Annotated in this window: 20 protein-coding genes and 2 tRNA genes; 9 read left to right on the plus strand and 13 right to left on the minus strand. The window is 68.8% G+C overall.

Annotated features, from left to right (window positions below; all coding sequences use genetic code 11):
* Positions 1-90 precede the first annotated feature (90 nt).
* The 7 genes from ACFU5G_RS18605 to gyrB form a co-directional block, all read right to left on the minus strand.
* The gene (locus tag ACFU5G_RS18605; protein ID WP_377247949.1) at positions 91-1293 is read right to left on the minus strand and encodes a beta-1,3-glucanase family protein; all 1203 of its coding nucleotides are present in this window, start codon (positions 1291-1293) and stop codon (positions 91-93) included.
* A gap of 264 nt (positions 1294-1557) precedes the next feature.
* Positions 1558-1630, minus strand: a tRNA-Ala gene (locus ACFU5G_RS18610).
* A 13-nt stretch (positions 1631-1643) separates the two neighbouring features.
* On the minus strand, positions 1644-1763 hold the full coding sequence (locus ACFU5G_RS18615) for a DLW-39 family protein (RefSeq protein ID WP_020017321.1): 120 nt from the start codon (positions 1761-1763) through the stop codon (positions 1644-1646).
* Positions 1764-1798: 35 nt separating this feature from the next.
* Positions 1799-1872: transfer RNA gene (locus tag ACFU5G_RS18620), tRNA-Ile, on the minus strand.
* Positions 1873-2011: 139 nt separating this feature from the next.
* Positions 2012-3265 carry a DUF3566 domain-containing protein gene (locus ACFU5G_RS18625; protein WP_377247952.1) on the minus strand — a complete coding sequence of 418 codons (1254 nt, stop codon included), beginning with the start codon at positions 3263-3265 and terminating at the stop codon, positions 2012-2014.
* Positions 3265-5925 (minus strand): DNA gyrase subunit A, encoded by a 2661-nt coding sequence (gyrA, locus tag ACFU5G_RS18630; protein WP_377247955.1) that lies wholly within the window; start codon positions 5923-5925, stop codon positions 3265-3267. The genes ACFU5G_RS18625 and gyrA overlap by 1 nt, the downstream gene beginning before the upstream one ends.
* 142 nt (positions 5926-6067) lie before the next feature.
* The gene (gene gyrB / locus ACFU5G_RS18635) at positions 6068-8149 is read right to left on the minus strand and encodes a DNA topoisomerase (ATP-hydrolyzing) subunit B (RefSeq protein ID WP_377247958.1); all 2082 of its coding nucleotides are present in this window, start codon (positions 8147-8149) and stop codon (positions 6068-6070) included.
* Between the two features lie 623 nt (positions 8150-8772).
* On the opposite strand from gyrB, the gene ACFU5G_RS18640 reads away from it, so the two are divergent.
* A complete protein-coding gene (locus tag ACFU5G_RS18640) occupies positions 8773-9570 on the plus strand; it encodes a hypothetical protein (protein ID WP_377247961.1) in 798 nt (265 codons plus the stop codon).
* A 133-nt stretch (positions 9571-9703) separates the two neighbouring features.
* On the opposite strand, the gene ACFU5G_RS18645 is transcribed toward ACFU5G_RS18640, so the two are convergent.
* From ACFU5G_RS18645 to dnaA, 5 genes are all read right to left on the minus strand, one after another.
* A complete protein-coding gene (locus tag ACFU5G_RS18645; RefSeq protein WP_377247964.1) occupies positions 9704-10219 on the minus strand; it encodes a DUF721 domain-containing protein in 516 nt (171 codons plus the stop codon).
* Between the two features lie 19 nt (positions 10220-10238).
* Positions 10239-11477 (minus strand): DNA replication/repair protein RecF, encoded by a 1239-nt coding sequence (gene recF / locus ACFU5G_RS18650; protein WP_377247967.1) that lies wholly within the window; start codon positions 11475-11477, stop codon positions 10239-10241.
* A 26-nt stretch (positions 11478-11503) separates the two neighbouring features.
* Entirely contained in the window at positions 11504-12400 is an 897-nt protein-coding gene (gnd, locus tag ACFU5G_RS18655) for a phosphogluconate dehydrogenase (NAD(+)-dependent, decarboxylating) (protein ID WP_377247970.1), read from the minus strand.
* A gap of 120 nt (positions 12401-12520) precedes the next feature.
* The gene (gene dnaN / locus ACFU5G_RS18660; RefSeq protein ID WP_377247973.1) at positions 12521-13654 is read right to left on the minus strand and encodes a DNA polymerase III subunit beta; all 1134 of its coding nucleotides are present in this window, start codon (positions 13652-13654) and stop codon (positions 12521-12523) included.
* 710 nt (positions 13655-14364) lie between these two features.
* Positions 14365-15801 (minus strand): chromosomal replication initiator protein DnaA, encoded by a 1437-nt coding sequence (gene dnaA / locus ACFU5G_RS18665; protein WP_020017329.1) that lies wholly within the window; start codon positions 15799-15801, stop codon positions 14365-14367.
* A 433-nt stretch (positions 15802-16234) separates the two neighbouring features.
* On the opposite strand from dnaA, the gene rpmH reads away from it, so the two are divergent.
* The 6 genes from rpmH (at position 16235) to rsmG (ending at position 19682) form a co-directional block, all read left to right on the plus strand.
* Complete coding sequence (rpmH, locus tag ACFU5G_RS18670) at positions 16235-16372, plus strand: 50S ribosomal protein L34 (protein ID WP_026366030.1); 138 nt, start codon at positions 16235-16237, stop codon at positions 16370-16372.
* A 3-nt stretch (positions 16373-16375) separates the two neighbouring features.
* On the plus strand, positions 16376-16753 hold the full coding sequence (gene rnpA, locus ACFU5G_RS18675) for a ribonuclease P protein component (RefSeq protein ID WP_084468371.1): 378 nt from the start codon (positions 16376-16378) through the stop codon (positions 16751-16753).
* On the plus strand, positions 16750-17058 hold the full coding sequence (gene yidD / locus ACFU5G_RS18680) for a membrane protein insertion efficiency factor YidD (protein ID WP_377247976.1): 309 nt from the start codon (positions 16750-16752) through the stop codon (positions 17056-17058). The genes rnpA and yidD overlap by 4 nt, the downstream gene beginning before the upstream one ends.
* A gap of 83 nt (positions 17059-17141) precedes the next feature.
* Positions 17142-18332, plus strand: coding sequence for a membrane protein insertase YidC (yidC, locus tag ACFU5G_RS18685; protein ID WP_377247979.1), 1191 nt, complete (start codon positions 17142-17144; stop codon positions 18330-18332).
* A gap of 11 nt (positions 18333-18343) precedes the next feature.
* Positions 18344-18898 carry a protein jag gene (locus ACFU5G_RS18690; RefSeq protein ID WP_377247982.1) on the plus strand — a complete coding sequence of 185 codons (555 nt, stop codon included), beginning with the start codon at positions 18344-18346 and terminating at the stop codon, positions 18896-18898.
* Positions 18899-19010: 112 nt separating this feature from the next.
* On the plus strand, positions 19011-19682 hold the full coding sequence (rsmG, locus tag ACFU5G_RS18695; protein WP_377247985.1) for a 16S rRNA (guanine(527)-N(7))-methyltransferase RsmG: 672 nt from the start codon (positions 19011-19013) through the stop codon (positions 19680-19682).
* Between the two features lie 111 nt (positions 19683-19793).
* On the opposite strand, the gene ACFU5G_RS18700 is transcribed toward rsmG, so the two are convergent.
* Positions 19794-20291, minus strand: a complete 498-nt coding sequence (locus tag ACFU5G_RS18700; protein WP_377247988.1) for a hypothetical protein — start codon at positions 20289-20291, stop codon at positions 19794-19796.
* A gap of 858 nt (positions 20292-21149) precedes the next feature.
* Here ACFU5G_RS18700 and ACFU5G_RS18705 point away from each other — a divergent pair.
* Positions 21150-23234 (plus strand): AAA family ATPase, encoded by a 2085-nt coding sequence (locus tag ACFU5G_RS18705; RefSeq protein ID WP_377247991.1) that lies wholly within the window; start codon positions 21150-21152, stop codon positions 23232-23234.
* A gap of 94 nt (positions 23235-23328) precedes the next feature.
* On the plus strand, positions 23329-24654 hold the full coding sequence (locus ACFU5G_RS18710; protein ID WP_377247994.1) for a ParB/RepB/Spo0J family partition protein: 1326 nt from the start codon (positions 23329-23331) through the stop codon (positions 24652-24654).
* Positions 24655-24713 lie beyond the last annotated feature (59 nt).

Genomic DNA, 24713 nt, shown 5'->3' on the forward strand with positions numbered 1-24713 from the left:
AGCTGACCTCAGGTCGCGGTCCGAACTCCCGGTGGGCCCGGCCGATTCGGCCGGGCCCTCCTGTCGTGCGCGAACCGCTCGTGCCGGGCGTCAGCCGCCGATCGGCGTGGCGGCGCCCGCGAACGGGTCGAGCTGGATGAAAGCCTCGGTCGGGTCACCGTCGTGCACCAGCGACTCCTGCGCCACGACGTCGTCGAACGCGAACGCGTACGCCTTGCCGTCCGCCATCTGCTCGTGGATGAACTTCGCGTAGTAGTTCGTCACCGAGTCCTGGTAGAAACCGGCCGGGTCCTGGGTCGGCTGCGTGCTGCTGTCGAGCAGCGAGGACCGGTTGAACCCGGCGCAGAGCGTGCGTGCGATGGCGCCGATGTCGTTGTTCGGCGCCGCGAGGTCGCCCGCGCACCCGAAGATCGACTCACCCGACGGCTTCGGGAACGTCGTGACGACGGCGCCCGAGGTGTCGGTGAACGTCATCGTGTCGCCCGAGACGGTGCCGAGGAACTTCTTCTCGGGCTGGTCGCCGTAGGGCACGACCGTCAGCGTCTCGCTCGAGTACTTGCTCCACACCCGGTCGACGTAGTCCGCCAGGACGTTCGCGTCGACCTGGCCCGTGCCGACGCCGTGGCCGGGGGAGAGCACCCGCAGCACGGACCCGTCAGGGCCGGTCTGCGCGAGGCCGTCCCAGCCGTCCTGCTGCGCGAGCGAGGAGACCACGTTGTCCCAGCCGTCGGGCTTGAGCATCCCGGTGTGCATCAGCTCGCCGCTCGATGAGCGCAGGCCCGTCTGGTACGGCGCCGAGAAGAAGTCGACCTGGGTGCTGTTGATCCACAGCCCGGAGTCGTTGAGCGTGTACTCCGTCCAGTTGAACAGGATGTCCCGGTTCGGGTCGCTCGGGTTCTGCACGGCGGGCTGCACGAGCTGGCCGTCGTTGACGATCTTGAAATCGAGCTTGCTGCCGTACGAGAAGTAGACCCGGCCGGAGAGCTTGGGCATCTGGATGGTGACGTCCTGGCCGTCCGCAGGCCCCGCGATGGACGCGTCGGGTGCTGCCTCGGGCACACCTCCGACGTCGGGCCAGGGGTGGAACGTCCCCTCGGCGTCGGAGTAGCCGAGCTGGCCACCCGTCTCGCCCAGGACGTAGACGAACACCTGGTCGCTCCGGCCGGAGTCGTTGGTGATCGTGAGCGGGATGGTGTCGGGCACTGCGATGGCTGTCGGCGTGGCGACCACGACAGTCGCCAGGGCGGCGGTCACTGCGGCGGCGGTGCCGATGAGCTTCCTGGTCAGGGACACGCTGTCCTCCTCGGTTCACGAGGGGCCGAACAGTTTGGTGGTGCTGCCCCTCGCTGCTCGACGATATGGAAGGGGTCCTGCCTTGTCAGTAGGCGGAAGCGGATTGGGGGTGAAAAATCGCGCTAGCGGCCCGAACCTACGGGTATCCCACAAGCAGGGCGTACGTGTTTCCCCAGACAGGGCGCCGCCTACCATGAGAGCCGGGACGTCCCGGAACGCAAAAATGACCGAAGCCCGGACGAATCCGGGCTTCGGTCACTGGGGTGGAGCCAGGGGGACTCGAACCCCCAACCCCCTGCTTGCAAAGCAGGTGCGCTACCAATTGCGCCATGGCCCCGATGGAGGACCGCTCAGTCGATCGAGTCGGTGACCTCGGACCAGAGATCGCGGCCTGCGGCGTCCTCACTCAGCTTGCGCCAGAGGATGTAGCCGGCGCCGGCCGCCAGCAGCAGTACGAGCAGCTTCTTCACGAGTTCCTCCTGGGGAGCCTCTGCAGGTCCTGGAGTGGGGCTAGGAGGACTTGAACCTCCGACCTCTTCCTTATCAGGGAAGCGCTCTAACCGTCTGAGCTATAGCCCCGAGAGCGTTGCGCACGCTCTTGGCGACACTGGAGATTACCCCAGGTAGGGACGATGTCCCAAACCGAAATGATGGTTCGCGGTGTGACGTGCGCCGGGCCGTGCGCGAGGACGCACGGGAACGCTCTGGTACTGCTGGATCAGTCGTCGGTCAGCGTCATGTGCACGCCGCCGACGAGTGCTGCCGTGATGTTGTACAGGAACGCCATGATGGTCGCGATCGCCGTCAGCAGCACGATGTTGCAGATGCTGATCAGGGTCGCCAGCGAGATGACGCGGGGGAACTCCACGAACTGCGTGAGGTTCACGTTGCTCTGCGGGCCGACGGCGTCCTCCACGAAGCTCTGCACCGTGGTGAACACACCGAGGCTGTTGAGCACCGACCAGAAGACGGCGGTGGCGACCACGGTCATGATCGCGACCGCGACCGCCAGCAGGAACGCGAGCTTCATGACCGACCACGGGTCCACCCGGGAGAGCGCGAGGCGCACGCGGCGGGGTCCGGCCGGGGCCGGACGCGGCACCTCGGGCGTCGGGGTCGATGCCGGCTGTGCGGGCGCCTGCTGCCCCGGGAGGCCGTCCGCGGTCGGTACGGCCGTACCGCGCACGCCGGCGGCCGTGTAGTGCATCTCGGGCCGCGGCTTGGGCTCGTTCTGGGCCGACGCCGTCTGCCCCTCGTCGTCAGGCATGATCGAGGACACCTTCTTCGCCGCGCTGCGGGCAGCGTCCAGGGCGGCCTGGGCCGCCTTCATCGCGCCGGCCTTCACGCCGTCCGCGGCACCCGCCGGCGCCGCCGCCGGGCTGCTCACCGGCGCGCTGGGCGCCGGCACCCGGTTCCACGACTTCGCGTCGGGCTCGGTCGCGGTGGAGCTCTGCGCCGTCGATGCCTCGTTCTTTCCCGAGGCCCGCCCGATGGCCGAGACCAGGCCCGCCTGGTCCTTGGGCTCGCCGTTCGACGCCGACGTGGGCTCTGCCGACTTCTGGTCCTTGCCCGACTTGCCGGCCTCGTACGCCGACCGCCAGACGCCCCCCGTCGTCGGGACGTCGGTGGTGGAGTCGCCGGGAGCGGGCGGTGCCGGGGGCTTGCCCTCGGCCTTGGCCGGGGCCGTCTTCGCCGGCGAGGCGACCACGATCGGCTCGGACGGCTTCTCGCCGTCCTTGGCCTGGCCCGAGGCGTCCCCGGTGCTCGCCGAGCCGCCGGAGGCGGCCGGCGTGGTCCTGGCCGAACCGTTCGACGCGGAGCCCTTCTCCGAGTCGGCCCCTGCCGACTCCGTGTCCGGGGTCTCGGCCGTGGCCGACTCCTCCGTCACGTCCTTGCGGTCCCGGGTGATCTCCAGGTCCTCTTCGAGCGAAGGCGTCGCGATGCGCACGTGCCCGTTCTTGTCACTCGTCATCAGCTGTCCTCGCGTCCGGTGCTGTCCTGCTCAGGGGTGCTCGGAACTTCGTCGGGGGTCGGATTCTCTTCCACGGTAACCCGCTCGGTGGGTTCGCCGTCGGAGTTCTCGTCCAGGGCTCCCACCGCATCGCCCGCGTCCTCACGCTCCGCGTTGCGCGCGACGGCGATGATCCTGTCCCCCTTGTCCGGCTTTGCGAAGGTTACCCCCTGGGTGTTCCGGCCGGTGAGGTTAACTTCTGCGACGGCCGAACGCACGATCTTCCCGCGCTCCATGATGACCAGCACCTCGTCGTCCGCGTGGGTCACGAGCGCGCCCACGAGGTCGCCGCGCGCCTCCACGAGGTTGGCGACCTTGATGCCGAGGCCACCACGGCCCTGGATCCGGTACTCCGAGATCCGGGTGCGCTTGGCGAACCCGCCCTCGGTGACGACGAACAGGTCGGCACCGTCGATGACCACGTCGGCGGACAGCAGCTCGTCCTCCTCGCGGAACTTCATGCCGGTGACACCCGACGTCGCGCGGCCGAGCGGACGGATCGACTCGTCGTCCGCGTGGAAGCGGATCGACTGGCCCTTGCGCGACACGAGGATGAGGTCGTCGTCGGCGTTCACGAGGCGGGCCGAGACCAGCTCGTCCGCGGCGCCGTCGGCGTCCTCCCGCAGGTTGATCGCGATGAGGCCGCCGGAACGCGGCGAGTTGTACTCGCTCAGGCGGGTCTTCTTGACGAGGCCGCGCCGGGTGGCGAGCACCAGGTAGTCCGCTGCCTCGTAGTCGGGGATGTCGAGCACCTGGGCGATCTTCTCGCCGGGCTGGAAGGCCAGCAGGTTGGCGACGTGCTGGCCCTTCGCGTCACGGCCGCCTTCGGGGAGCTCGTAGCCCTTGGCGCGGTAGACCCGGCCGAGGTTGGTGAAGAACAGCATCCAGTGGTGGGTCGTCGTCGTGAAGAAGTGGTCCACGATGTCGTCCTCGCGCAGCTGCGTGCCACGCACACCCTTGCCGCCGCGCTTCTGCGAGCGGTAGTTGTCCGTCCGCGTCCGCTTGGCGTACCCGCCGCGCGTGATCGTGACGACCACGTCCTCCTCGGGGATCAGGTCCTCCATGGACATGTCGCCGTCGTACGGGAGGATCGTGGTGCGGCGCTCGTCGCCCCAGCGGTCGGTGACCTCGTCGAGCTCCTCGCCCACGATGGCTCGCTGGCGCTCCGGCTTGGCGAGGATGTCCAGGTAGTCCTCGATCTCGGCGCGCAGCTTGGCGTGCTCGTCGAGGATCTTCTGCCGCTCGAGGGCCGCCAGGCGGCGCAGCTGCATCGACAGGATGGCGTTGGCCTGCTGCTCGTCGATCGTGAGCAGGTCCATCAGGCCCGTGCGCGCCTCGTCGACGTCGGGGGAGCGCCGGATCAGGGCGATGACCTCGTCGAGCGCGTCGAGCGCCTTGAGGTAACCGTCGTAGATGTGGATCTGGTCCTGCGCCTCCTTGAGGAGGTACTCGGTGCGCCGGCGCACGACCTCGATCTGGTGCGTGGTCCAGTGCCGCACGAAGGCGTCGACGCTGAGGGTGCGGGGCACCTCGTCGACCAGCGCGAGCATGTTGGCGCTGAAGTTCTCCTGCAGCGGCGTGTGCTTGTAGAGGTTGTTCAGCACCACCTTCGCCACGGCGTCGCGCTTGAGCACGATCACGAGGCGCTGGCCGGTGCGGCCCGACGTCTCGTCGCGGATGTCGGCGATGCCCTGGATCCGGCCGTCGTTCACGAGGTCCGCGATCTTCGACGCCAGGTTGTCCGGGTTGACCATGTACGGCAGCTCGGTGACGACCAGGCAGATCCGGTTCTGGATCTCCTCGACGCTGACCACAGCGCGCATCGTGATGGAGCCGCGACCGGTTCGGTAGGCGTCCTCGATGCCCTTGTGGCCCAGGATCTGCGCGCCGGAGGGGAAGTCAGGGCCCTTGATCCGCTGCAGGAGCGCCTCGAGCAGCTCCTCGCGCGACGCGTCGGGGTGGGCCAGGTGCCAGCGGACACCCTCGGCCACCTCGCGCAGGTTGTGCGGCGGGATGTTGGTGGCCATGCCGACGGCGATGCCGGCCGAGCCGTTGACCAGCAGGTTCGGGATGCGCGCCGGGAGCACGACGGGCTCCTGGGTACGCCCGTCGTAGTTGGGCCGGAAGTCGACGGTGCCCTTCTCGATGTCGCGCACCATCTCCATGGCGAGCGGCGCCATCTTGCACTCGGTGTACCGCGGGGCGGCGGCCGGGTCGTTGCCCGGTGAGCCGAAGTTGCCCTGGCCCGCGACCAGCGGGTAGCGCAGGACCCAGTCCTGCACCAGGCGCACCAGGGTGTCGTAGATCGCGGTGTCACCGTGCGGGTGGTACTTGCCCATGACGTCGCCCACGACGCGCGAGCACTTCGAGAACGCGCGGTCGGGGCGGTAGCCGCCGTCGTACATCGCATAGATGACGCGGCGGTGCACCGGCTTGAGGCCGTCCCGCACGTCGGGCAGCGCGCGCCCCACGATCACGCTCATCGCGTAGTCGAGGTACGACCGTTGCATCTCCAGCTGCAGGTCCACCTGCTCGACGCGGCCGTGGTGGACCGCTACGCGCGCGTCCTCCACGGGAGTGCCGTCGTCGGAGTTCTCCACGCCGGGGGTCTCGTCCGTCACCGTCTGTACTTCCTTTCCACGCCGATGGGCGTGTCACTTCGTCTCACGTCGAGGTCATCCGGAGCTCTCGCCCGCGGACCGGACAACGCGTCAGATGGCCCGAGCTGTCATCGATCTCTTGCGGGGCTCGCAAGCTCACTCCTCAGATATCGAGGAACCGCACGTCCTTGGCGTTCCGCTGGATGAAGGTGCGGCGGGACTCGACGTCCTCGCCCATGAGCACCGAGAAGATCTCGTCGGCCGCGGCCGCGTCGTCCATGGTCACCTGCAGCAGCGTCCGGTGGTCCGGGTCCATCGTGGTGTCCCAGAGCTCGGAGTAGTCCATCTCGCCGAGACCCTTGTAACGCTGGATGCCGTTGTCCTTGGGGATCCGCTTGCCCTGCGCGGCGCCGGCCTCCAGGAACGCGTCGCGCTCCCGGTCCGAGTACACGTAGTCGTGCGGGGCGTTGCTCCACTTGATCCGGTAGAGCGGCGGCTGCGCGAGGTACACGTGGCCGTGCTCGATCAGCGGACGCATGTAGCGGAACAGCAGCGTCAGCAGCAGGGTGCAGATGTGCTGGCCGTCCACGTCGGCGTCGGCCATGAGCACGATCTTGTGGTACTTCAGCTTCGTGATGTCGAAGTCCTCGCCGATGCCCGTCCCGAAGGACGTGATCAGCGCCTGGACCTCGGCGTTCGACAGCGCCTTGTCGAGGCGGGCGCGCTCGACGTTCAGGATCTTGCCGCGCAGCGGCAGGATCGCCTGGTTGTGCGGGTTGCGCCCACGTACCGCCGAACCGCCGGCCGAGTCGCCCTCGACGATGTAGATCTCGCACTCGTCGGGGAAGCGCGACTGGCAGTCCTTGAGCTTGCCCGGCATGCCGCCGCCGTTGAGGATTCCCTTGCGGCGGGTGGCCTCGCGGGCCTTGCGCGCCGCGATGCGGGCCTGGGAGGCCTGGATCGCCTTGCGGATGACGTCGCGCGCCTCGTTCGGGTGGGCGTCGAACCAGTCGACGAGCTGCTCGCGCACGACGCGCTGCACGAAGGTCTTGGCCTCCGTGTTGCCGAGCTTCGTCTTGGTCTGGCCCTCGAACTGCGGCTCGCCGAGCTTGACGGAGATGACGGCGGTCAGGCCCTCGCGGATGTCGTCACCCGTGAGGTTCTCGTCCTTCTCCTTGATGATCCCCTTGTCCCGCGCGTAGCTGTTGACCAGCGTGGTCATCGCCGCACGGAAGCCCTCCTCGTGCGTACCGCCCTCGGTGGTGGAGATCGTGTTGGCGAAGGTGTGCACCGACTCGCTGTAGGCGCTGGTCCACTGGAGCGCGACCTCGACGGAGATCTTGCGCTCGGTGTCCTCGCTCTCGAACGAGATCACGTCGGGGTGGATGAGCTCCACGCGCTTCGCCGAGTTCAGGTGGTGCACGTAGTCCATGAGGCCGTCGTCGTACTTGTACGTGACGGTGCGCCAGGCATCGGCACCCTGCGCGTCCGGGGTGGTCCCGTCGGCATCGGCCTGCCCGTCGGCGACCTGCTCGACGCCGTCGGCCGCCACCGCGGGCTCCGCGCCCGTGACCTCGTCGGTCGCGGCGGAGTGCCCCGCGCGCTCGTCGGTCAGCGTGATCTTCAGGCCCTTGTTCAGGAACGCGTACTGCTGGAACCGCGCCCGGAGGGTCTCGAAGTCGTACTCGGTGGTCTCGAAGATGCTGCCGTCGGCCCAGAACGTCTGGGTGGTCCCGGTGTGCTCGTCGGGGCCGAGCGGCTCGAGCTTCTCGACGCCGGTGATCGGGTTGCCGCCGTCGGTGTACTCCTGGCGCCAGTTGAACCCGTCGCGGCGCACCTCGGAGATGAACCGGTAGCTCAGGGCGTTCACCACGGACATGCCGACGCCGTGCAGGCCGCCGGAGACGGCATAACCGCCACCGCCGAACTTTCCGCCGGCGTGCAGGATCGTCATCACGACCTCAAGCGTGGGCTTGCCCTCGGTCGGGTGCATGGCGACCGGGATACCGCGGCCGTCGTCGGTGACTCGCACCCCGCCGTCGGCCAGAAGGCGCACGTCGATCTCGGTGGCGTGGCCCGCGAGAGCCTCGTCCACAGCGTTATCCACAATCTCGTACACAAGGTGGTGGAGCCCACGCTCACCGGTTGATCCGATATACATGCCCGGTCGCTTACGAACGGCCTCGAGACCTTCCAGGACTGTGATGTTCCCGGCGTCGTAGCCGCCGTCGATTCGCTCTGTCACGGGCGGGGTTGCTCCTCGTCTTTCAGGCACACGATGTGCACGACGACGGACGTACCAGCTACGGCACGAGTGGCTCGGACCCGGTGGGGCCCCGGCCTGCTCGGGTGCTATGCACGGTCCGACGGCTCGTCGGTGCTCAGCGTTCCGGGCCCTCAGGACGTTCCTGGGAACCCGGCGCGGTTGACCCCCTCATACTACCTTCTGAGCGGCGAAAACCCGGGATCCTGGGGTGTTTGTAGCCACTCCTCCACAACCTTTCTCCACAGGGTGATTTCTGGGGCCCTGGAGGGGTTCGGATCAGGCCTCCGGAGCGCCGTTCCGGTGCTTGATCGGTCCCTCGGTCCAGGTGTTGACCGGAGTCGGAGCCGGGCCTCGATCGCAACTTCCGGACAGCGTCGTCCGCCGGCTCCCCGGAGCACGTGTCACGGGCATGTCACGGGCATGCCCCGAGGGCATCCGTGCATGCAGATCCTCACCGAATCGCAATGTCACTGCCTGACGAAGGTCAGAAAATTTATACGCAGAAGGAGACATTTCGTTGATTTCTCTTTTTCTGCTCTAATGGCACCGACCGGTCACATGCGCGCGCGCTCGCGCACCCTCACTTTCGAAGGGCAACAAGAGTGAAGAAGCTTCTCGCCGGCGGAACCCTCGCCATCCTGGCATTCGGCGGCATGATCGCCAGCGCCGCCCCCGCCTCCGCACACACCCCCAACGTCACCGCCGACTGCGGCTCTGTGAACGTGGACCTCCGCCAGTACTCCGGTGCCGACCTCACGGTCGTCATCGACGGTACTGAGGTCGAGACGACCACGTTCGACCGCGAGTTCGTGAAGTCCTACCCGATCTCCCGCACCGCGGACCACGTGTGGTCGATCGACGTGCAGGCGCACGACAACGACCGCTACGACTACCAGCAGAACGGCGAGACGACGGCGTGCGAGACCACGCCGCCCCTCGAGGCCGTTCACCCGGCCACGCCGGAGACGGTCGCGGGCTGCGCCGCCAGCCTGGACGACGTCGTGCTCCCCGAGAACACCGCGACGATCACCTACGCCAAGACCGAGGCCGGTATCGTCGCCACGCTCGTGTCGCCCGACAAGAACACCTTCCCGGAGGACCTGGGCAACTACGTCCTCCAGGAGGACGGCACCGCTCTCCTGCCGACCGAGTTCATCGTGATCGAGGAGGAGTGCGAGCCGACGCCGGAGCCGTCCGAGCCTTCGGTCGAGCCGACCGAGGAGGCCTCCGTGCCGCCCGTCGACGAGCCGTCCGCCTCGCCCAGCCCCGCGCCCGCGGAGACCGAGGAGCTCGCCGCGACCGGTGCGACCGTCGGTGGCGCCATCGCGTTCGCCGCGCTGCTGGCCATCGGTGGCGTCGCCCTGGTCTGGGCCCGCAAGCGCATGCAGCACAACGCGTGAGCTGATCGCTCCTGGCTGACGCCACGGCGCAGCTGAGCAGAGAAGGGCTCCCCGGCTTCGGCCGGGGAGCCCTTCGTGCGTCTGTGGACGCGTGAGCGTGCGTCTGTGGATATCTGTGGATATCCGGGCGGAGTCAGCCCCAGGTGTCGCGCGGACCCGGTCCGCGCACCGAGCGCGGACCGCGCCGGAAGCCAGGGCCCGCGGGGCCGAGGACCGTGACCTCCTCGACGACGCCCTCGCCGATCTCCTCGGCCATACGGCGGATCAGGTTCGGCACCAGCAGCCGGAGCTGGGTCGCCCAGGCGGTGGAGTCCGCGCGCACCACGAGGACCTTGTCCTCGAACGTCTCGGGTGTGCAGTGGTCGGCGATCTCCGAGCCCACCACCTCGCGCCAGCGGCCCACGACGCCGCCGACGGACACCTCCTCGGTCCAGCCCTTCTCCCGCAGCAGCCGGCCCACGACCGCGCCGAGGAGCTGTGGATCCCGCGCCCCGGGGCCCGAACCGCTCGACCGGGGTTCGGCCAGGGGAGAGCGGCGGGAGGGCGATCCGGGCCGCAGCCCGCGGGCGCGAGCCGCCGCCTTGGCACGGTTCAGCGCCGCGCGCGCGACCTCTGACGGCGGGGTCAGCGGGGGCTCAGAGTTATCCACAGGCCCCTGTGGAGATTCATCAGTCACGGGTCACCGTCCCGGGTTCCACGTGAAACCGTACGCCGTCGAGCGCCGCCGGGATGTCCTCGGGCACGGCCGCCGTGACGAGCACCTGTCGGGCCGGCAGCACCAGGTCCGCGAGGCGCTGCCGGCGTCGGACGTCGAGCTCGGCGAACACGTCGTCGAGGATGAGCACCGGGTCGGCGTCGGTGCCGAGATCCGGGTCCCAGAATGCGGGTGAATCCGCCGAATTCTGCGGATCCCCGCCCAGCAGACGGAACGATGCGAGCCGCAGTGCGAGCGCGAACGACCACGATTCGCCATGGCTCGCGTACCCCTTGGCCGGTAGCCCGCCGAGTGTCAGGACGAGGTCGTCCCGATGCGGTCCGACCAGGCTCACGCCGCGCTCGAGCTCCTGCGGACGGGCCGCGGCCAGAGCCTCCAGCAGCAGGTCACGGAGGCCTGCGACGTCCGAAAAGTTATCCCCAGAGCCTGTGGACAAGTCCGGTGGATTGTCGTCCGAGAGCGCCGGGAGCGACGACCGGTAGGCGATCTCCGCGTCACCGTCGGCGTCGCTCACCTGCTCGTACGCCGCGGCGACCGCGGGACGGAGCGCGTGCACCAGCTGGACCCGCAGCGACAGGATCTCCGCCCCCAGCTCGGCGAGCCGGGCGTCCCAGACGTCGAGCGTCGCGAGCTCGGCGGCCGCCGAGCTCTCGGAGCGGGACGAGCCACCCGAGCGCCTCGCCGACCGGGCCGACTTGAGCAGCGCCGACCGCTGCCGCAGCACGCGTTCGTAGTCCGAGAGCACCGCCGACATCCGCGGCATCATCAGGACCAGCAGCTGGTCCATGAAACGCCGACGACCGTCCGGGTCGCCCTTCACCAGGGCGAGATCCTCGGGGGCGAACAGGACCGTCCGCAGGACCCCCAGCACGTCTCGCGCCCGGACCGGCTGGCCCCGGTTGATCCTGGCGCGGTTCGCCTTGCCCTGGGTGATCTCCAGCTCGACCGTGCTCGCCCGGTCGCCCCGCACGATCCGGGTCCGCACCACCGCGCGCTCCGCGCCCGAACGCACCAGCGGTGCGTCCGTGGCGACCCGGTGCGAGCCCAGGGTCGCGACGTACCCGATCGCCTCGACGAGGTTGGTCTTGCCGCGGCCGTTGCGCCCTACGAAGGCGTTGACCCCGGGCTCGAGCTCCACGTCGGCCGACGCGTACGACCGGAAGTCCAGCAGGGAGAGGTGGGAGACGTACATCGGTAGGAGATCGTACGTCCCGGCCGCTACTCCGCCGACTTGACCGCGTGCCCGCCGAACTGCTGGCGGAGCGCGGCCACGGCCTTCATCGCCGGCGATTGCTCCTGGCGGGAGGCGAACCGCGCGAACAGCGCGGCGGAGATCACGGGGAGCGGAACGGCCAGGTCGATGCCCTCGTCCACGGTCCAGCGGCCCTCGCCCGAGTCGTCGACCCAGTCGTCCAGCAGGGCGAGCTTCGGGTCCTCCTCCAGCGCCTTGACCATGAGGTCGAGCAGCCAGGAACGGACGACCGTCCCGCGGCTCCAGGCACGCACCGTGCCGTGCACGTCGGTGATCAGGTCGGACTTGGCCGCCAGGAGCTCGTAGCCCTCGGCGTAGGCCTGCATGAGGCCGTACTCGATGCCGTTGTGGACCATCTTGGCGTAGTGCCCGGCCCCGACCCCGCCCGCGTGGACGAAGCCCTCCTCGCGGGGCCCCTCGGGGCGCAGCGCGTCGAAGACCGGCAGGACGCTCTCGACGTCCGCGGCAGCGCCGCCGACCATCAGGCCGTAGCCGTTCTCGAGGCCCCAGACACCGCCGCTCACGCCGACGTCGAGGTAGCCGATCCCGTTCTTGGCGAGCTCCGCGGCCCGCTCCTGGTCCTCGACGTAGTGGGAGTTGCCGCCCTCGATCACGATGTCGCCCTCGGACAGGATCTCCCCGAGCTGGTCGAGGACCCCGCGCGTGGGCTCACCGGCCGGCACCATCACCCAGACGACCCGCTTCTCCTCGGGGAGCGCGGCGGCGAGGTCGGCGAGCGTCGCGACGTCGGACACCTCGGGCCGCGGGTCGAACCCGGTGACCTCGATGCCGCCCTTGCGGAGGCGGGCCCGCATGTTGTTGCCCATCTTCCCGAGGCCGACCAGGCCGATGTGGGTAACCATGTGCGTGAAATCCTCCAGGGTCGTTCGACGGGGTCGCTCGTGGCGGCCGCCTTGGTGCTTGCTGACGGTGCTGTGGATGCACTGGACCGCTCCGGCCCCGAGGGGCGGCGCGGCCGACCGTCAGCCGGTGAAGCGGATCGGCACCAGCAGGTACCGGTAAGCCGAGTCGTCCTCGCCGTCCAGGCTGCCCTGGCCGGTGAACTCCACCGGCTTGTTCGGGTGCGTGAAGGACAGCCGGACGAAGTCCGTGCCCAGCGCGCCCAGGCCGTCCAGCAGGAACTGCGGGTTGAACGCGACGGCGATGTCCTCGCCGACGAGCACGGCCTCCAGGGCCTCGGACGCCTGCGCGTCGTCACCCTGTCCGGCGTCCAGCACGACCTGTCCCTCGCTGAAGGAGAGGCGGATCGGCGTGTTGCGCTCCGCGACGAGGCTCACGCGCTTGGCGGCCTCGATCAGCGGCGCGGTGGCGACGACGGCGTGGATGGGGGTGCTGTCCGGGAAGAGCCGGCGGACGGCGGGGTAGTCGCCGTCGACGAGCTGGGACGTGGTCTGCCGGCCGCCGGCCTCGAAACCCACAAGGTCGAGGCCCTGGCCTGTGGACAGACCGACGTTCACGAGACCGCCGCCCGAGCCGAGCGACTTGGCGACGTCGTTGAGCGTGCGGGCCCGCACGAGCGCGACGGCGGAGAAGCCCGGGGTGGCCGGGGTCCACGTCAGCTCACGCAGGGCGAGGCGGTAGCGGTCCGTGGACAGGAGGGTGATGCGCTCGCCCTCGATCTCCACCCGCACGCCGGTGAGCAGGGGGAGTGTGTCGTCCCGGCTGGCCGCGACGGTCACCTGCGCGACGGCGTGGGTGAACGCGTCGCCCGAGACGGTGCCGCTGACCTCGGGGAGACCCGGGAGCGCGGGGTACTCGTCCACAGGCATGGTGAGGAGGGTGAACCGGCTGGCGCCGCAGGTGACGATCACCTTGCTGCCCTCGAGTGCCACGTCCACAGGCTTGTTGGGCAGCGCGCGGGAGATCTCGGCGAGCAGTCGTCCGGAGACCAGCACGGTGCCCGGCTCTGCGACCTCAGCGGGGATCTCCGACCGCGCGGACGTCTCGTAGTCGAAGCTCGCGAGGTTGATCACGCCCTGTGCGTCGGCCTCGATCCGGACGCCGGCGAGGACCGGAGCCGGCGGGCGCGTGGGGAGCGTGCGAGCGGTCCATGTCACGGCATCGGCGAGGACGTCGCGCTCGACCCTGAACTTCATGCCGTTGCATCTCCTCTTGTTCCTGGACTGTCGAGGGAAACCCTACGCGAGTTGAGGACCGGGCGGCACTCGATAGACAGGGGCTGTGGATGGACTTCTCGAGGCGTCTCGTACTAGTGTTCGAACCGGCGTCCGAGCGCCCGATCGCCTTATGAAGGCGTGTGGATTCCCCCCTGATAGATAACTGTCGTAGTAGTAGTCGGTGTTGTGGAAACTGGGGAAATCGTGTCTTTCCGCAGGTCAGGTGCCATTTCTGCCTGTGGAGGAACTGTGGGTCCATCTGTGCATGAACTAGGGACCACTGTGGACGGCCAGTTTTTACACACAGGCTGTCCACCGATTCGGGTCTCGTCGCCCACAGAAAACAGGCCTTCATCCACACCCGTCCACAGGCTTGTCCCCAGGTGTGTATGGGCTGGTCAGCGCGGCGGACCAGTTTCTGCACAGACCCTGTCCACAGTGCTGGGGACAACCTGATCGGAGTCGCCGGAATCCGCGGATCTGTGTGTGGACAGACCTGTGGAGGTGCGTATACGCAACACCCCTGTGCGCCGGAGGGGCTGTGCACAGGGGTGGGGATACGTGCCGAACTGCGGGCTATGCCGGATTTCACAGGCAGGTTCGAGCCCTGTGGGCGTCCAGGGGACGACGGGCCTCACGCAGAGCACGGAGACGGCTCGGGGACAGCCTGGGACGGTCGGGAGGGCCCGTCAGCCGCGCTGCTGCTGCTTGATCCGGCTGGTGAGCTCGGTGACCTGGTTGTAGGTCGAGCGGCGTTCGGCCATCTGGCCGGCGATCTTCTTGTTCGCGTGCATGACCGTGGTGTGGTCGCGGCCGCCGAACTGCTGGCCGATCTTGGGCAGCGACAGGTCGGTGAGCTCACGGCACAGGTACATGGCGATCTGCCGGGCGGTGACCAGCACGCGGGAGCGTGACGAGCCGCACAGGTCGTCGATGGTGAGGCCGAAGTACGCGGCCGTCTGCGCGATCACGACGGCGGGAGTGATCTCCGCCGTGTCGTCGTCGTCGGTGATGAGGTCCTTGAGGACTATCTCCGCCAGCGCCAGGTCGACCTGCTGCCGGTTGAGGTTGGCGAACGCGGTCACGCGGATCAGCGCGCCCTCCAGCTCACGGATGTTCGTCGAGATCCGCGAGCCGATGTAGGAGAGGACCTCGGCCGGCACGTCGAGGTGCTCGCTCGCCGCCTTCTTGCGCATGATGGCGATGCGGGTCTCGAGGTCCGGGGGCTGGACGTCGGTGATGAGGCCCCACTCGAAGCGGGAGCGGAGCCGGTCCTCGAACCCGTTGAGCTGCTTGGGCGGGACGTCGGACGTGATGACGACCTGCTTGTTGGCGTTGTGCAGCGCGTTGAAGGTGTGGAAGAACTCCTCCATCGTCTGTTCCTTGCCCTGCAGGAACTGGATGTCGTCGATGAGGAGCACGTCGACGTCGCGGTACCGGCGCTGGAACGCGCCCGCCTTGCCCTCGCCGATGCTGTTGATGAAGTCGTTGGTGAACTCCTCGGAGTTCACGTACCGCACCCGGATGTGTGGATACAGGTTGTGGACGTAGTGCCCGATGGCGTGCAGCAGGTGGGTCTTGCCCAGCCCCGAGTCGCCGTAGATGAAGAGCGGGTTGTACGCCTTGGCCGGCGCCTCGGCCACGGCGACCGCGGCAGCGTGCGCGAACCGGTTGGACGAGCCGATGACGAACGTCTCGAAGATGTACTTCGGGTTCAGCCGGGTGGGCTCGGCGGACGGCTTGGGCGCGGGCTGCGGCGCGATCGGCATCTGCGCCTGCTCGGGTTCCGGCGGCTCCTGCTCGAGGGAGAGCGCGGCCGGGCCGGAGATCTGCGACGGGCCGGCGAGCGTGCTGCTGCTCAGCTCGGGGTCCACGGTGATGCCGAAGCGGACGTCCCGGCCGAGTACCGAGGACATGGCGGAGACCAGGTCGTCGCGGACGGCGGTCTCCAGGTAGGTGCGCGTCTGCTCGTGCGGCACGGCGATGAAGACCATGTCGTCCAGCACTGCCATCGGCTTGGCGAGACGGATGAAGGCGAGCTGCCGGGGGCTCATGTCGGGCCGGGCCTCGAGCGCTGTCAGGGTCTGCGCCCAGACGTCGCCGATGTTCTCGTCCGGGTTGGCCACTGGCTTTCCTTCGTCTCGTGCGTGGGGTGGTGCGCGATGCTGGGGGTGTGTTGGAGTCTGCCATGATGGAGCACCGTCCACACAGTTGTCCACAGGTTGTGGATGGCGGGGATCATGGCTGGGTAAGTGGTACGTAGCCTGCGCGGACGGGTTGGGGACGAAGGCCTCCGGGGCGCGCGGTGTGGCGCGTCCGACACGCATGATCCCGCCGTTCTGGTTTGACCCGGAGGGTCCCGTCGGCGTAACGTCAGACAGCCGTTCCAGGTACTTCTGCGCGCCCACTCTCGGATTTCGTGCCACGTCCTCAGACGTCGGCCACGTCCGGTGGACCAGGCCCCGGGTCGGCTAGGCCGATCGATGTATTGAGCGGCCACCATTCACTGCATCGTCGAGGACAGACGGTGTGCCTACCCCGACGTTCTTGGAGTACCTCGTGAGCAAGCGGACCTTCCAGCCGAACACCCGCCGTCGTGCGAAGACCCACGGCTTCCGGCTGCGCATGCGCACCCGTGCCGGTCGCGCCATCCTGGCGGCTCGCCGTCGCAAGGGTCGCGCCGAGCTCTCAGCCTGAGCCATGTTGCCCGCGGCGCACCGTCTGCGCCGTTCCGTCGACTTCGAGCGGACGGTGCGCCGCGGCACGCGCGCAGGTCGATCGACCTTGGTGGTTCACCTCCTGGTTCCGGACGAAAGCGTCTCGGATCCGGGATCGGGAACTCCCCAGGTCGGTTTTGTCGTTTCCAAGGCTGTGGGTAACTCCGTGCAGCGCAACCTGGTGAAGCGCCGGCTCCGTGCCGCGGCGCTCGGCCAGCTCTCAGTGCTGCCCGAATCCGCTCGGGCCGTCGTGCGTGCTCTTCCGCCGTCGGCGGGCGCGACCTACGCGGACCTCGATCGTGACCTCGACTCGTGCTTGCGCCGTGCCGTCGCACGCGCTTCCGGAGACGGGAAGAGATGACCACCATCCCCGCACCCGAGGGTGAGGCACCGGTGCGCGAGCCATCGCTCATCGGCCGGCTCCCGGTGACGCTCCTCGTGGGGATGGTCCGGTTCTACCAGGCGTTCATCAGCCCGATGAGCCCTCCTAGCTGCAAGTACTACCCGTCCTGCTCGCAGTACACCGTGATCGCGCTCCGTCGCCATGGTGCGCTGCGCGGGCTCGGTCTCGCGCTGTGGCGCCTGCTGCGGTGCAACCCGTGGAGTCTCGGCGGCGTCGACGACGTGCCGCCGGCGCGCGGCACGCACACTCACGCCGAGGGCTGACCTGCCCCGGTCCGTGCCGCCGTACACGACCCCCTCGCACCCACCGCAGACTTCGCGTCACCAACACTGGAGCTTCTTGACCGATGGACTTCTTCGCCTTCCTCTACCCGATTGAATGGGTCGTAGCCTGGATCATTTACGGCTCGCACTGGCTTTTCACGACGCTCGGGATGTCCAGCGGCCCGGGTACGGCGTGGGTGCTGTCGATCGTCGCCCTCGTGATCGTCATCCGTGTGCTGCTCATCCCGCTGTTCTTCAAGCAGATCAAGGCCTCGCGCGGGATGCAGATGATCCAGCCCGAGCTGCAGGCCGTGCAGAAGAAGTACAAGGGCAAGACGGACCCGGCGTCCCGCGAGAACATGACGCGCGAGACGATGGAGCTGTACCGGAAGCACGGGACCAACCCGTTCGCCTCGTGCATGCCGATCCTGCTGCAGTCGCCGATCTTCTTCGCCCTGTTCCGTGTGCTGAACAGCCTCAAGCAGATCTCCGAGGGCACCGCGGACCCGATCGGCCCGATCTCCCGCGACGTCGCCGGTGACATCGAGTCGTCCACGCTGTTCGGCGCCCAGCTGAGCGACGTCTTCCTGCAGACCGACTCGATGACCTCGCGCATCGTGGTCATCGTGCTGATCGTCGCGATGAGCGTCACGACCTTCACCACGCAGCGCCAGCTCACGATGAAGAACATGCCGCCGTCGGCCCTCGAGGGCCCGATGGCGCAGACGCAGAAGCTGATGCTCTACATGCTGCCGATCGTCTTCGCGATCTCCGGTGTGAACTTCCCGGTCGGTGTCCTGATCTACTGGACCGTCACCAACCTCTGGTCCATGGGGCAGCAGTACTACACGATCAAGCGGATGCCGACGCCTGGTTCTGTCGCGGAGAAGCAGATGAAGGAGCGGCAGGCTGCCAAGGCCGCGCGCAAGGCCGCCCGGAACGGCACGGTCGTCGAGGACGAGGTCCCGGTGGTCGAGGAGCCGAAGAGCGGCCAGCGCGTTCAGCCGAAGCGCAAGAACCGGCAGAAGGGCGCGACTCGTCCGGAGGCCACGCGCCCGGCGATCGCCCAGGCGGCACCGCAGGATGCGACTGACGCACCGGCCGATGCACCTGCCGACAAGCAGCAGGTCGCCAAGTCGAAGCAGCCCGGCACGCCGAAGCAGTCCGGTTCGCCCAAGCAGACCGGCCCGCAGCCGGGATCGAAGCCCAAGCAGTCCGGTACCGCGCCGGGGGCGACCTCGTCGTCGTCGGGCAAGCGCAAGCAGAAGAAGTAGGAGGAGACTCGATGAACGCGAGCACAGGTACGGCCGCCCCCGATCCCGCGGCCACGGTCGCCGATCCGGAGGACCGCACCAAGCGCCTCGAGGAGGAGGGCGAGATCGCCGCCGACTACCTCGAGGAGTTCCTCGACATCGCCGACCTCGACGGTGACATCGACCTCGACATCAAGCACGACCGCGCCGCGGTCGAGGTGGTCGCGGACGACCCCTCGTCCCTGTCGCACCTGATCGGGCGTGAGGGCGAGGTGCTCGACGCGATGCAGGAGCTCACCCGCCTGGCCGTGCAGACGCGGACCGGGGACCGGAGCCGGCTGATGCTCGACATCGGTGGCTACCGTGCCGCGCGCCGGGTGGAGCTCACCCGTATCGCGGAGAAGGCCGTCGAGCAGGTGCAGGCTTCGGGCGAAGAGGTCGAGCTCGAGCCGCTGAACGCCTTCGAGCGCAAGGTCGTGCACGACGCCGTCGCCGCGTCCGGCCTGGTCAGCGACTCGCGGGGCGTGGAGCCAGAGCGGTACGTCGTGGTCCAGCCGGCCGGGACGTCGGCCGCGGTCACCGACTGAGCAGATGGCTTCGGCCGAGGGCCGGTGCGCGTCCGAGGACGTGCACCGGCCCTCGGTGTGTTTGGCTACTTTTCGACAGCGAGTGGAGGACGGGGACGTGGAAGGTTCGGACGTGGCAGGGGAGGCCGGCGCGACCGACGCCGAGTTGTTCGACGGCGAGACGCTCGGCGCGAGCGACACGGTCAAGGCGTACCTGGGTGACGCGTACGACGGCGTGGCTCGTTACGCGGAGCTGCTCCGGGACCAGGGCGAGCTGCGTGGGCTGATCGGGCCGCGCGAGGTGCCGCGCATCTGGGAGCGGCACATCCTGAACTCCGCGGCCGTGGTTCCGTACCTGCCCACGAGCGGGTCGGTCGCGGACATCGGGTCAGGGGCGGGCCTGCCTGGGATCGTGATCGCGGTGATGCGGCCCGAGCTCGAAGTCATCCTGGTGGAGCCGATGGAGCGGCGTACGACCTGGCTCGGCGAGGTGGTCGCCGAGCTCGGGCTCACCAACGTCCAGGTGAAGCGTGGCCGGGCCGAGGAGTATCACGACGCGTTCGAGGCCGACGCGGTCACGTCGCGGGCGGTCGCCGCGCTGTCGAAGCTGGTCCGGTTGAGCATGCCGCTGGTCCGGGTGGGCGGCGAGCTGGTGATCCTCAAGGGGCGCAACGTGGCGGAGGAGATCGAGCCGGCCCGCAAGGTGCTGCGCAAGTTCGCGGCTGCCGAGCCGGAGATCCTCGAAGGGTCCACGGTGGAGGGCGTCGAGACGACGACGATCCTGCGGGTGCGGCGCAGCAAGTAGCGATGTTTCACGTGGAACGGGAGCGACCGCCGGTGTGGCGACCGCTCCCGTTCTGCATGCTCGTACTTGCCGGCCGTGCGTTGCCGCGCGGCGCCGTGGACTGCCCGGACCTCAGCAGCCGCCGCAGTTGTAGTAGAGGATGTCCCAGTGGTTGCCCTCGTCGGTGTACAGGTTCCCGGCGCCGGAGCGGTACTGGTAGCCCCAGCCGGAGATGTACCCGACGTACGTGAAGTTGCTGGTGATGTAGTTGTCGATGCAGGTGGTCGGCCGGATGTCGAGCTTGTAGCCGTTCCAGTGACTGTAGGTGCCGCCCGAGTGACCGGTCTCGGTGCCGCCCGTGATCGTGATGGCGCAGCCGCTGGCGGAGCGCAGGGTCTTGATCCCGTCGATGCTTGTCTGCCGTACCTGCTCGAACGAGGTGCAGGTGGCGACGTTGCGATCGCTGCACCCGCCGCTCGATGTCCAGCTGATGCCGGCAGCGCTGAGCTGACTGGTCGCTTGTGCGTGGGTGAGGAAGGTGGCCGCGCTGGCCGGGGCTGCGAAGCCGAGCACGAGTGCTGCTGTGAACGCGGTGATGAGTGCGGTGGCTCGGGTGCTGAGTCTGGACAAGACGCCTCCCTGCGTGGAGTCAGACCTACCTGGGCGCTTCGAGGATAGGCGGAGCGTCAGCCCGAGGGGGCATACCAGTTCCGCCATAGCGGTGACGCGCGAGGTGCGGGCCGAGGGGCTTTCTCCGGCCGGCTCTCGAGCGCTGATCCGAGCGCGCCGTTTCACGTGAAACAGCGCCCGGCGCTTGGCTCTTTCGACCGCACCGCTCACGGGGACACCTGAGGCGTCAGTGCGAACGAGAGAGAAAGGGGCGGGCCGGCCAAGGGCGGATCGCCCGGCTCGGCGTAGATCCCTGGAAGACCTCGTGAGATGCAGCCCCGCCTCGCATCGCACCAAGGGCCAGGTTCACGTTTCACGTGAAACAGACCGATCGCACCGGCCGATTCGAGAGGGCGCCGTGTGGTCGGCAGAGAATGCCCCGCGGGTGACATCTGATCCCTTGCGCGACGGCGTTTCGGCACGCTTGAACAGGGGCGCGACCGTAGCGTTACACGGGTGTGCTTCTTCAGACGAAAGTCCAAGCGAGCGGCGGCGGCTGCGGCTGTAGCGGCGCGCGCAGCGGCGGAAGATACGTCCGAGTCGTCCGTTTCTGGACCTGTCGCGTCCGAGCGTGACGCCGGCCCGGCCCCGGGCGGTAGCGGAGCAGCGGGCGACGGCGTCCGAGATGCGGGGACGTCCGGATCCGAGCGCGGGGCTCCGGCACCGCACTCTCCCGCATCAGGCATCGCCGTGCCGAGCGACATAGCAGGCGCAGACGCCGCCTCGGGCTCGACGCCGGGGACGGCATCCACGGACGGTGCCGGGTCCGGGCGCGCTGACGCTCCGGATGCTGGACCGGCGGCACCGCGGGAAGCCACGGTGGCGGCCGAGGCAACCAGCGGGACGAACGAGGACGGCGCGACTCTCGATGGGCACGACGGGACGGAGCCCTCGGTCACCGGCGCCGAACGAGAGGCCGATGTCGAGACACCCGGTTCGGAGCCTGGACCGGTGGAGGGCTCCGCCGTCGAGCCGGCCAGCGACTCTCCGCCTGAAGGCCCTGACGCGCCCTCCGTCGTGACGATCGCTGGACCGGCCGGATCCGAGTCGACCGCTACCGACCCTGGGCCGGCAACCGCTGAGGATGCCCAGCCGCACAGCCAGGCAGGGGAGGGCGCGGAAGCCGCCGCCGTCGACAGCGCGCTGCTCGGCGCCGTGCTCGCAGAAGCTCGGATCGCTGCGGATCCAGAGCAAGCATGGCCGCCAGCAGACCATGCTGCAGCTGCGCCCGCCCAGGACACCGTGGGACCGGAGTCTGTCGCCGAGGACCGCGCCGGCGCCGAACCCGCAGCTCCAGAAGCAGTTCCCTCGTCGGTGGACATGGCGCCTCCGGCAGCTGAGATCGTGAGCGGTCGCCCGCGGCACGATGTCTGGGGTCAGGACCGGCCGGACCCCGATGGAAAGAACGTCGCCGTACTCAACCAGCTGATCGAGTCGGTCACCCAGGCGGCGCCGACGCAAGACGACGAGAGCACCCACGTGGCAGAGGTCCTGGAGAACGACACGATGATGGAAGCAGTCCTGGAGCCGGCAGCTGGCCAACGGGAGGCGACCGCGGAGACGAACGGCGTCGCCGTCGACCCGGACCTCATGGAGGAGCTGCCCAACCAGCGGATCCCGGAGGATGCGATCAAGCGGGCGAGTGAGGCGCTCGACGCGGCGGTGAACGCCGCGCCCGCGGTGTTCGGTTCGAGCACGATGGTGCTGGACGACGAGATGGTGGAGTTCGTGGACGCTGAATTCACACATTTCGACGGAGAAACCGCGCCCGAGTCCGAGCCAGATGTCGGGGGCAGCGATTACAGTGTCCGCGTGACGGATCCGATTCCTGTGCAGGGCCTCTCCGCTCCCGGTGTTTCACGTGAAACGCCCGGGTCCGCGCAGACGCCCAATGGCACTCAGCAGCCCACGGGCGGCCCGCACGGTGGCGATGACGAGCGGCGTTCGGCCCTCATCGCAACCGTCCCGGCCGTTGACGAGACGACTCCTGTCGCCGCCGAGCTCGCAATGGACGCTCGCCGACGCATCGAACTTCAGGGGCGGAAGTTCCCTCGCCCCCCGAAGACCCGCATCATCACGGTGGCGAACCAGAAGGGCGGCGTCGGCAAGACGACGACCACGGTCAACATCGCCGCCGGGCTCGCGCAGTCCGGGCTGAACGTCCTCGTGATCGACAACGACCCGCAGGGCAACGCCTCGACGGCGCTCGGCATCGAACACCGTGCGGGCACGCCCTCGGTCTACGAGATCCTGGTCGAGGGCGAGCCCCTGGCAAACACCGTGCAGGAATGCCCGGACATCCCCAACCTCTGGGGCGTGCCCGCGACGATCGACCTGTCGGGTTCCGAGATCGAGCTGATCTCCCTTGTTTCACGTGAAACGCGACTCCGCAAGGCGCTCGACAAGTACCTGGACGACCGCGTCGCGGCAGGGGAGGAGCGCATCGACTACGTGCTCATCGACTGCCCGCCGAGCCTGGGCCTCCTCACCGTGAACGCGTTCGTCGCCGGCCGTGAGGTCTTCATCCCCGTCCAGTGCGAGTACTACGCGCTCGAGGGGCTGAGCCAGCTGCTCAAGACGATCGACCTCATCCGGTCCCACCTCAACCCGGAGCTCCGGGTCTCGTCGATCCTGCTGACGATGTACGACGGCCGGACCAACCTGGCCCAGCAGGTCGCGGGGGAGGTGCGGTCGCACTTCCCGGCGGAGACGTTCAAGACGACGATCCCGCGCTCGGTCCGCATCTCGGAGGCTCCGAGCTACGGCCAGACGGTGATGACCTACGACCCGACATCCACGGGAGCACTCGCGTATCTTCAGTCGTCCCGGGAACTCGCCGAGCGCGGGCAGGGTGGCTCGAGCCCGCGCCGCATGAAGGCGGAGACGGTCGGAGCGCAGGACTGATGATCGGCAGTGACGAACGAGGTGCGTTGCATCCCGTGTACGAGATGAAGCCCGTCCGCGCTCGGCGTCGGACCGGAACCGACGAGGAGACACGATGACTGCGAAGCGACGCGGGCTCGGGCGGGGCCTGGGCGCCCTGATCCCGACGGGTCCGGAGCTGGACGAGCGGGCTTCCGCAGCAGGGGAGCTGGATGGCGCCGACGGTGCGTCGGGTGGCTCGGTCGCCACTGTCGTCGAGGAGCGACCCACTCCCACGATCGCTCCGGCCGACCCCACGGCCGACTCCGCGACCTCGTCCGACACCACTGACGGGGTGTCCGCGGGCATCGCCTCGACTCAGACGATCGACCCGGCGACCGAGGAACAAGTCCCGGAGCCGGCGCCCGAGAAGAAGACACCCAAGAACACGGGGCCGCGGCCGAGCACCGTGAAGTGGGACTCCGCGATCGCCAGCGGTCGTCTCTCGGTAGCGAACGAGGCCGACAGCAGCAGCGCGTCGGCGCTGGACGATGCCTTCTTCAGCCGGGAGGAGAGCGCGGCCGAGGCCGTTTCACGTGAAACGCTGGACCTCGTCCCCGTGCCGGGCGCACGCTTCGCCGAGCTGCCCGTCACCGCGATCCGGCCGAACACGTGGCAGCCGCGGACGGTCTTCGACGAGGGTGACCTCGACGAGCTGGTCGAGTCGATCAAGGAGATCGGTGTCCTCCAGCCGATCGTCGTGCGTCCGGACAAGGATCACCCGGGCGAGTACGAGCTCATCATGGGTGAGCGGCGCTGGCGTGCGACGCAGGCCGCCGAACTGGAGACCATCCCGGCAATCGTCCGGGACACGGACGACGGGGACATGCTCCGGGACGCGCTCCTGGAGAACCTGCACCGGTCGAACCTGAACCCGCTCGAGGAAGCCGCGGCCTACCGGCAGCTGCTCGACGACTTCGACTGCACCCACGAGGAGCTGGCGAACCGGATCGCGCGCAGCCGTCCGCAGATCTCCAACACGCTTCGCCTGCTGCGTCTGCCCCCGCTGGTCCAGCGCCGCGTCGCCGCCGGCGTGCTCTCGGCCGGCCACGCCCGTGCCCTGCTCGGGCTGAGCGACGGCGCCGAGATCGAGCGGCTCGCGCAGCGCATCGTGTCGGAGGGACTCTCGGTCCGGGCGACCGAGGAGATCGTGATGCTCACGGAGTCCGACGGCACCGGCAGCAAGGCCCGCAAGGCGCCTCGGGCCGGTACTCGGTTCGAGGCCGTGGACGAGCTGGCGACCCGGCTCTCCGACCGGTTCGAGACGCGCGTCAAGGTGGCCCTCGGCAAGAACAAGGGCCGCATGACCGTCGAGTTCGCGTCGGTCGAGGACCTGAACCGCATCCTCAATGTCATGGCGCCTGAGGAGCGCGGACTCCTGCGGCCGCCGTCGGAGGACTGACGGACACGCGCAGACGCGCACACGTGCGATCGGCTCAGGGCCGGCATCCACAAGGGCGC

This window comes from Promicromonospora sp. NPDC057488 (assembly GCF_042802395.1).
GTDB lineage: Bacteria > Actinomycetota > Actinomycetes > Actinomycetales > Cellulomonadaceae > Promicromonospora.

Coding starts and splice junctions, on each gene's coding strand:
- gnd (WP_377247970.1), bottom strand. CDS start 12,400: ATGGTTACCCACATCGGCCTGGTCGGCCTCGGGAAGATGGGCAACAAC.
- ACFU5G_RS18625 (WP_377247952.1), bottom strand. CDS start 3,265: ATGACGAGTGACAAGAACGGGCACGTGCGCATCGCGACGCCTTCGCTC.
- yidC (WP_377247979.1), top strand. CDS start 17,142: ATGGACTTCTTCGCCTTCCTCTACCCGATTGAATGGGTCGTAGCCTGG.
- recF (WP_377247967.1), bottom strand. CDS start 11,477: ATGTACGTCTCCCACCTCTCCCTGCTGGACTTCCGGTCGTACGCGTCG.
- dnaN (WP_377247973.1), bottom strand. CDS start 13,654: ATGAAGTTCAGGGTCGAGCGCGACGTCCTCGCCGATGCCGTGACATGG.
- ACFU5G_RS18710 (WP_377247994.1), top strand. CDS start 23,329: ATGACTGCGAAGCGACGCGGGCTCGGGCGGGGCCTGGGCGCCCTGATC.
- ACFU5G_RS18690 (WP_377247982.1), top strand. CDS start 18,344: ATGAACGCGAGCACAGGTACGGCCGCCCCCGATCCCGCGGCCACGGTC.
- yidD (WP_377247976.1), top strand. CDS start 16,750: ATGACCACCATCCCCGCACCCGAGGGTGAGGCACCGGTGCGCGAGCCA.
- rnpA (WP_084468371.1), top strand. CDS start 16,376: ATGTTGCCCGCGGCGCACCGTCTGCGCCGTTCCGTCGACTTCGAGCGG.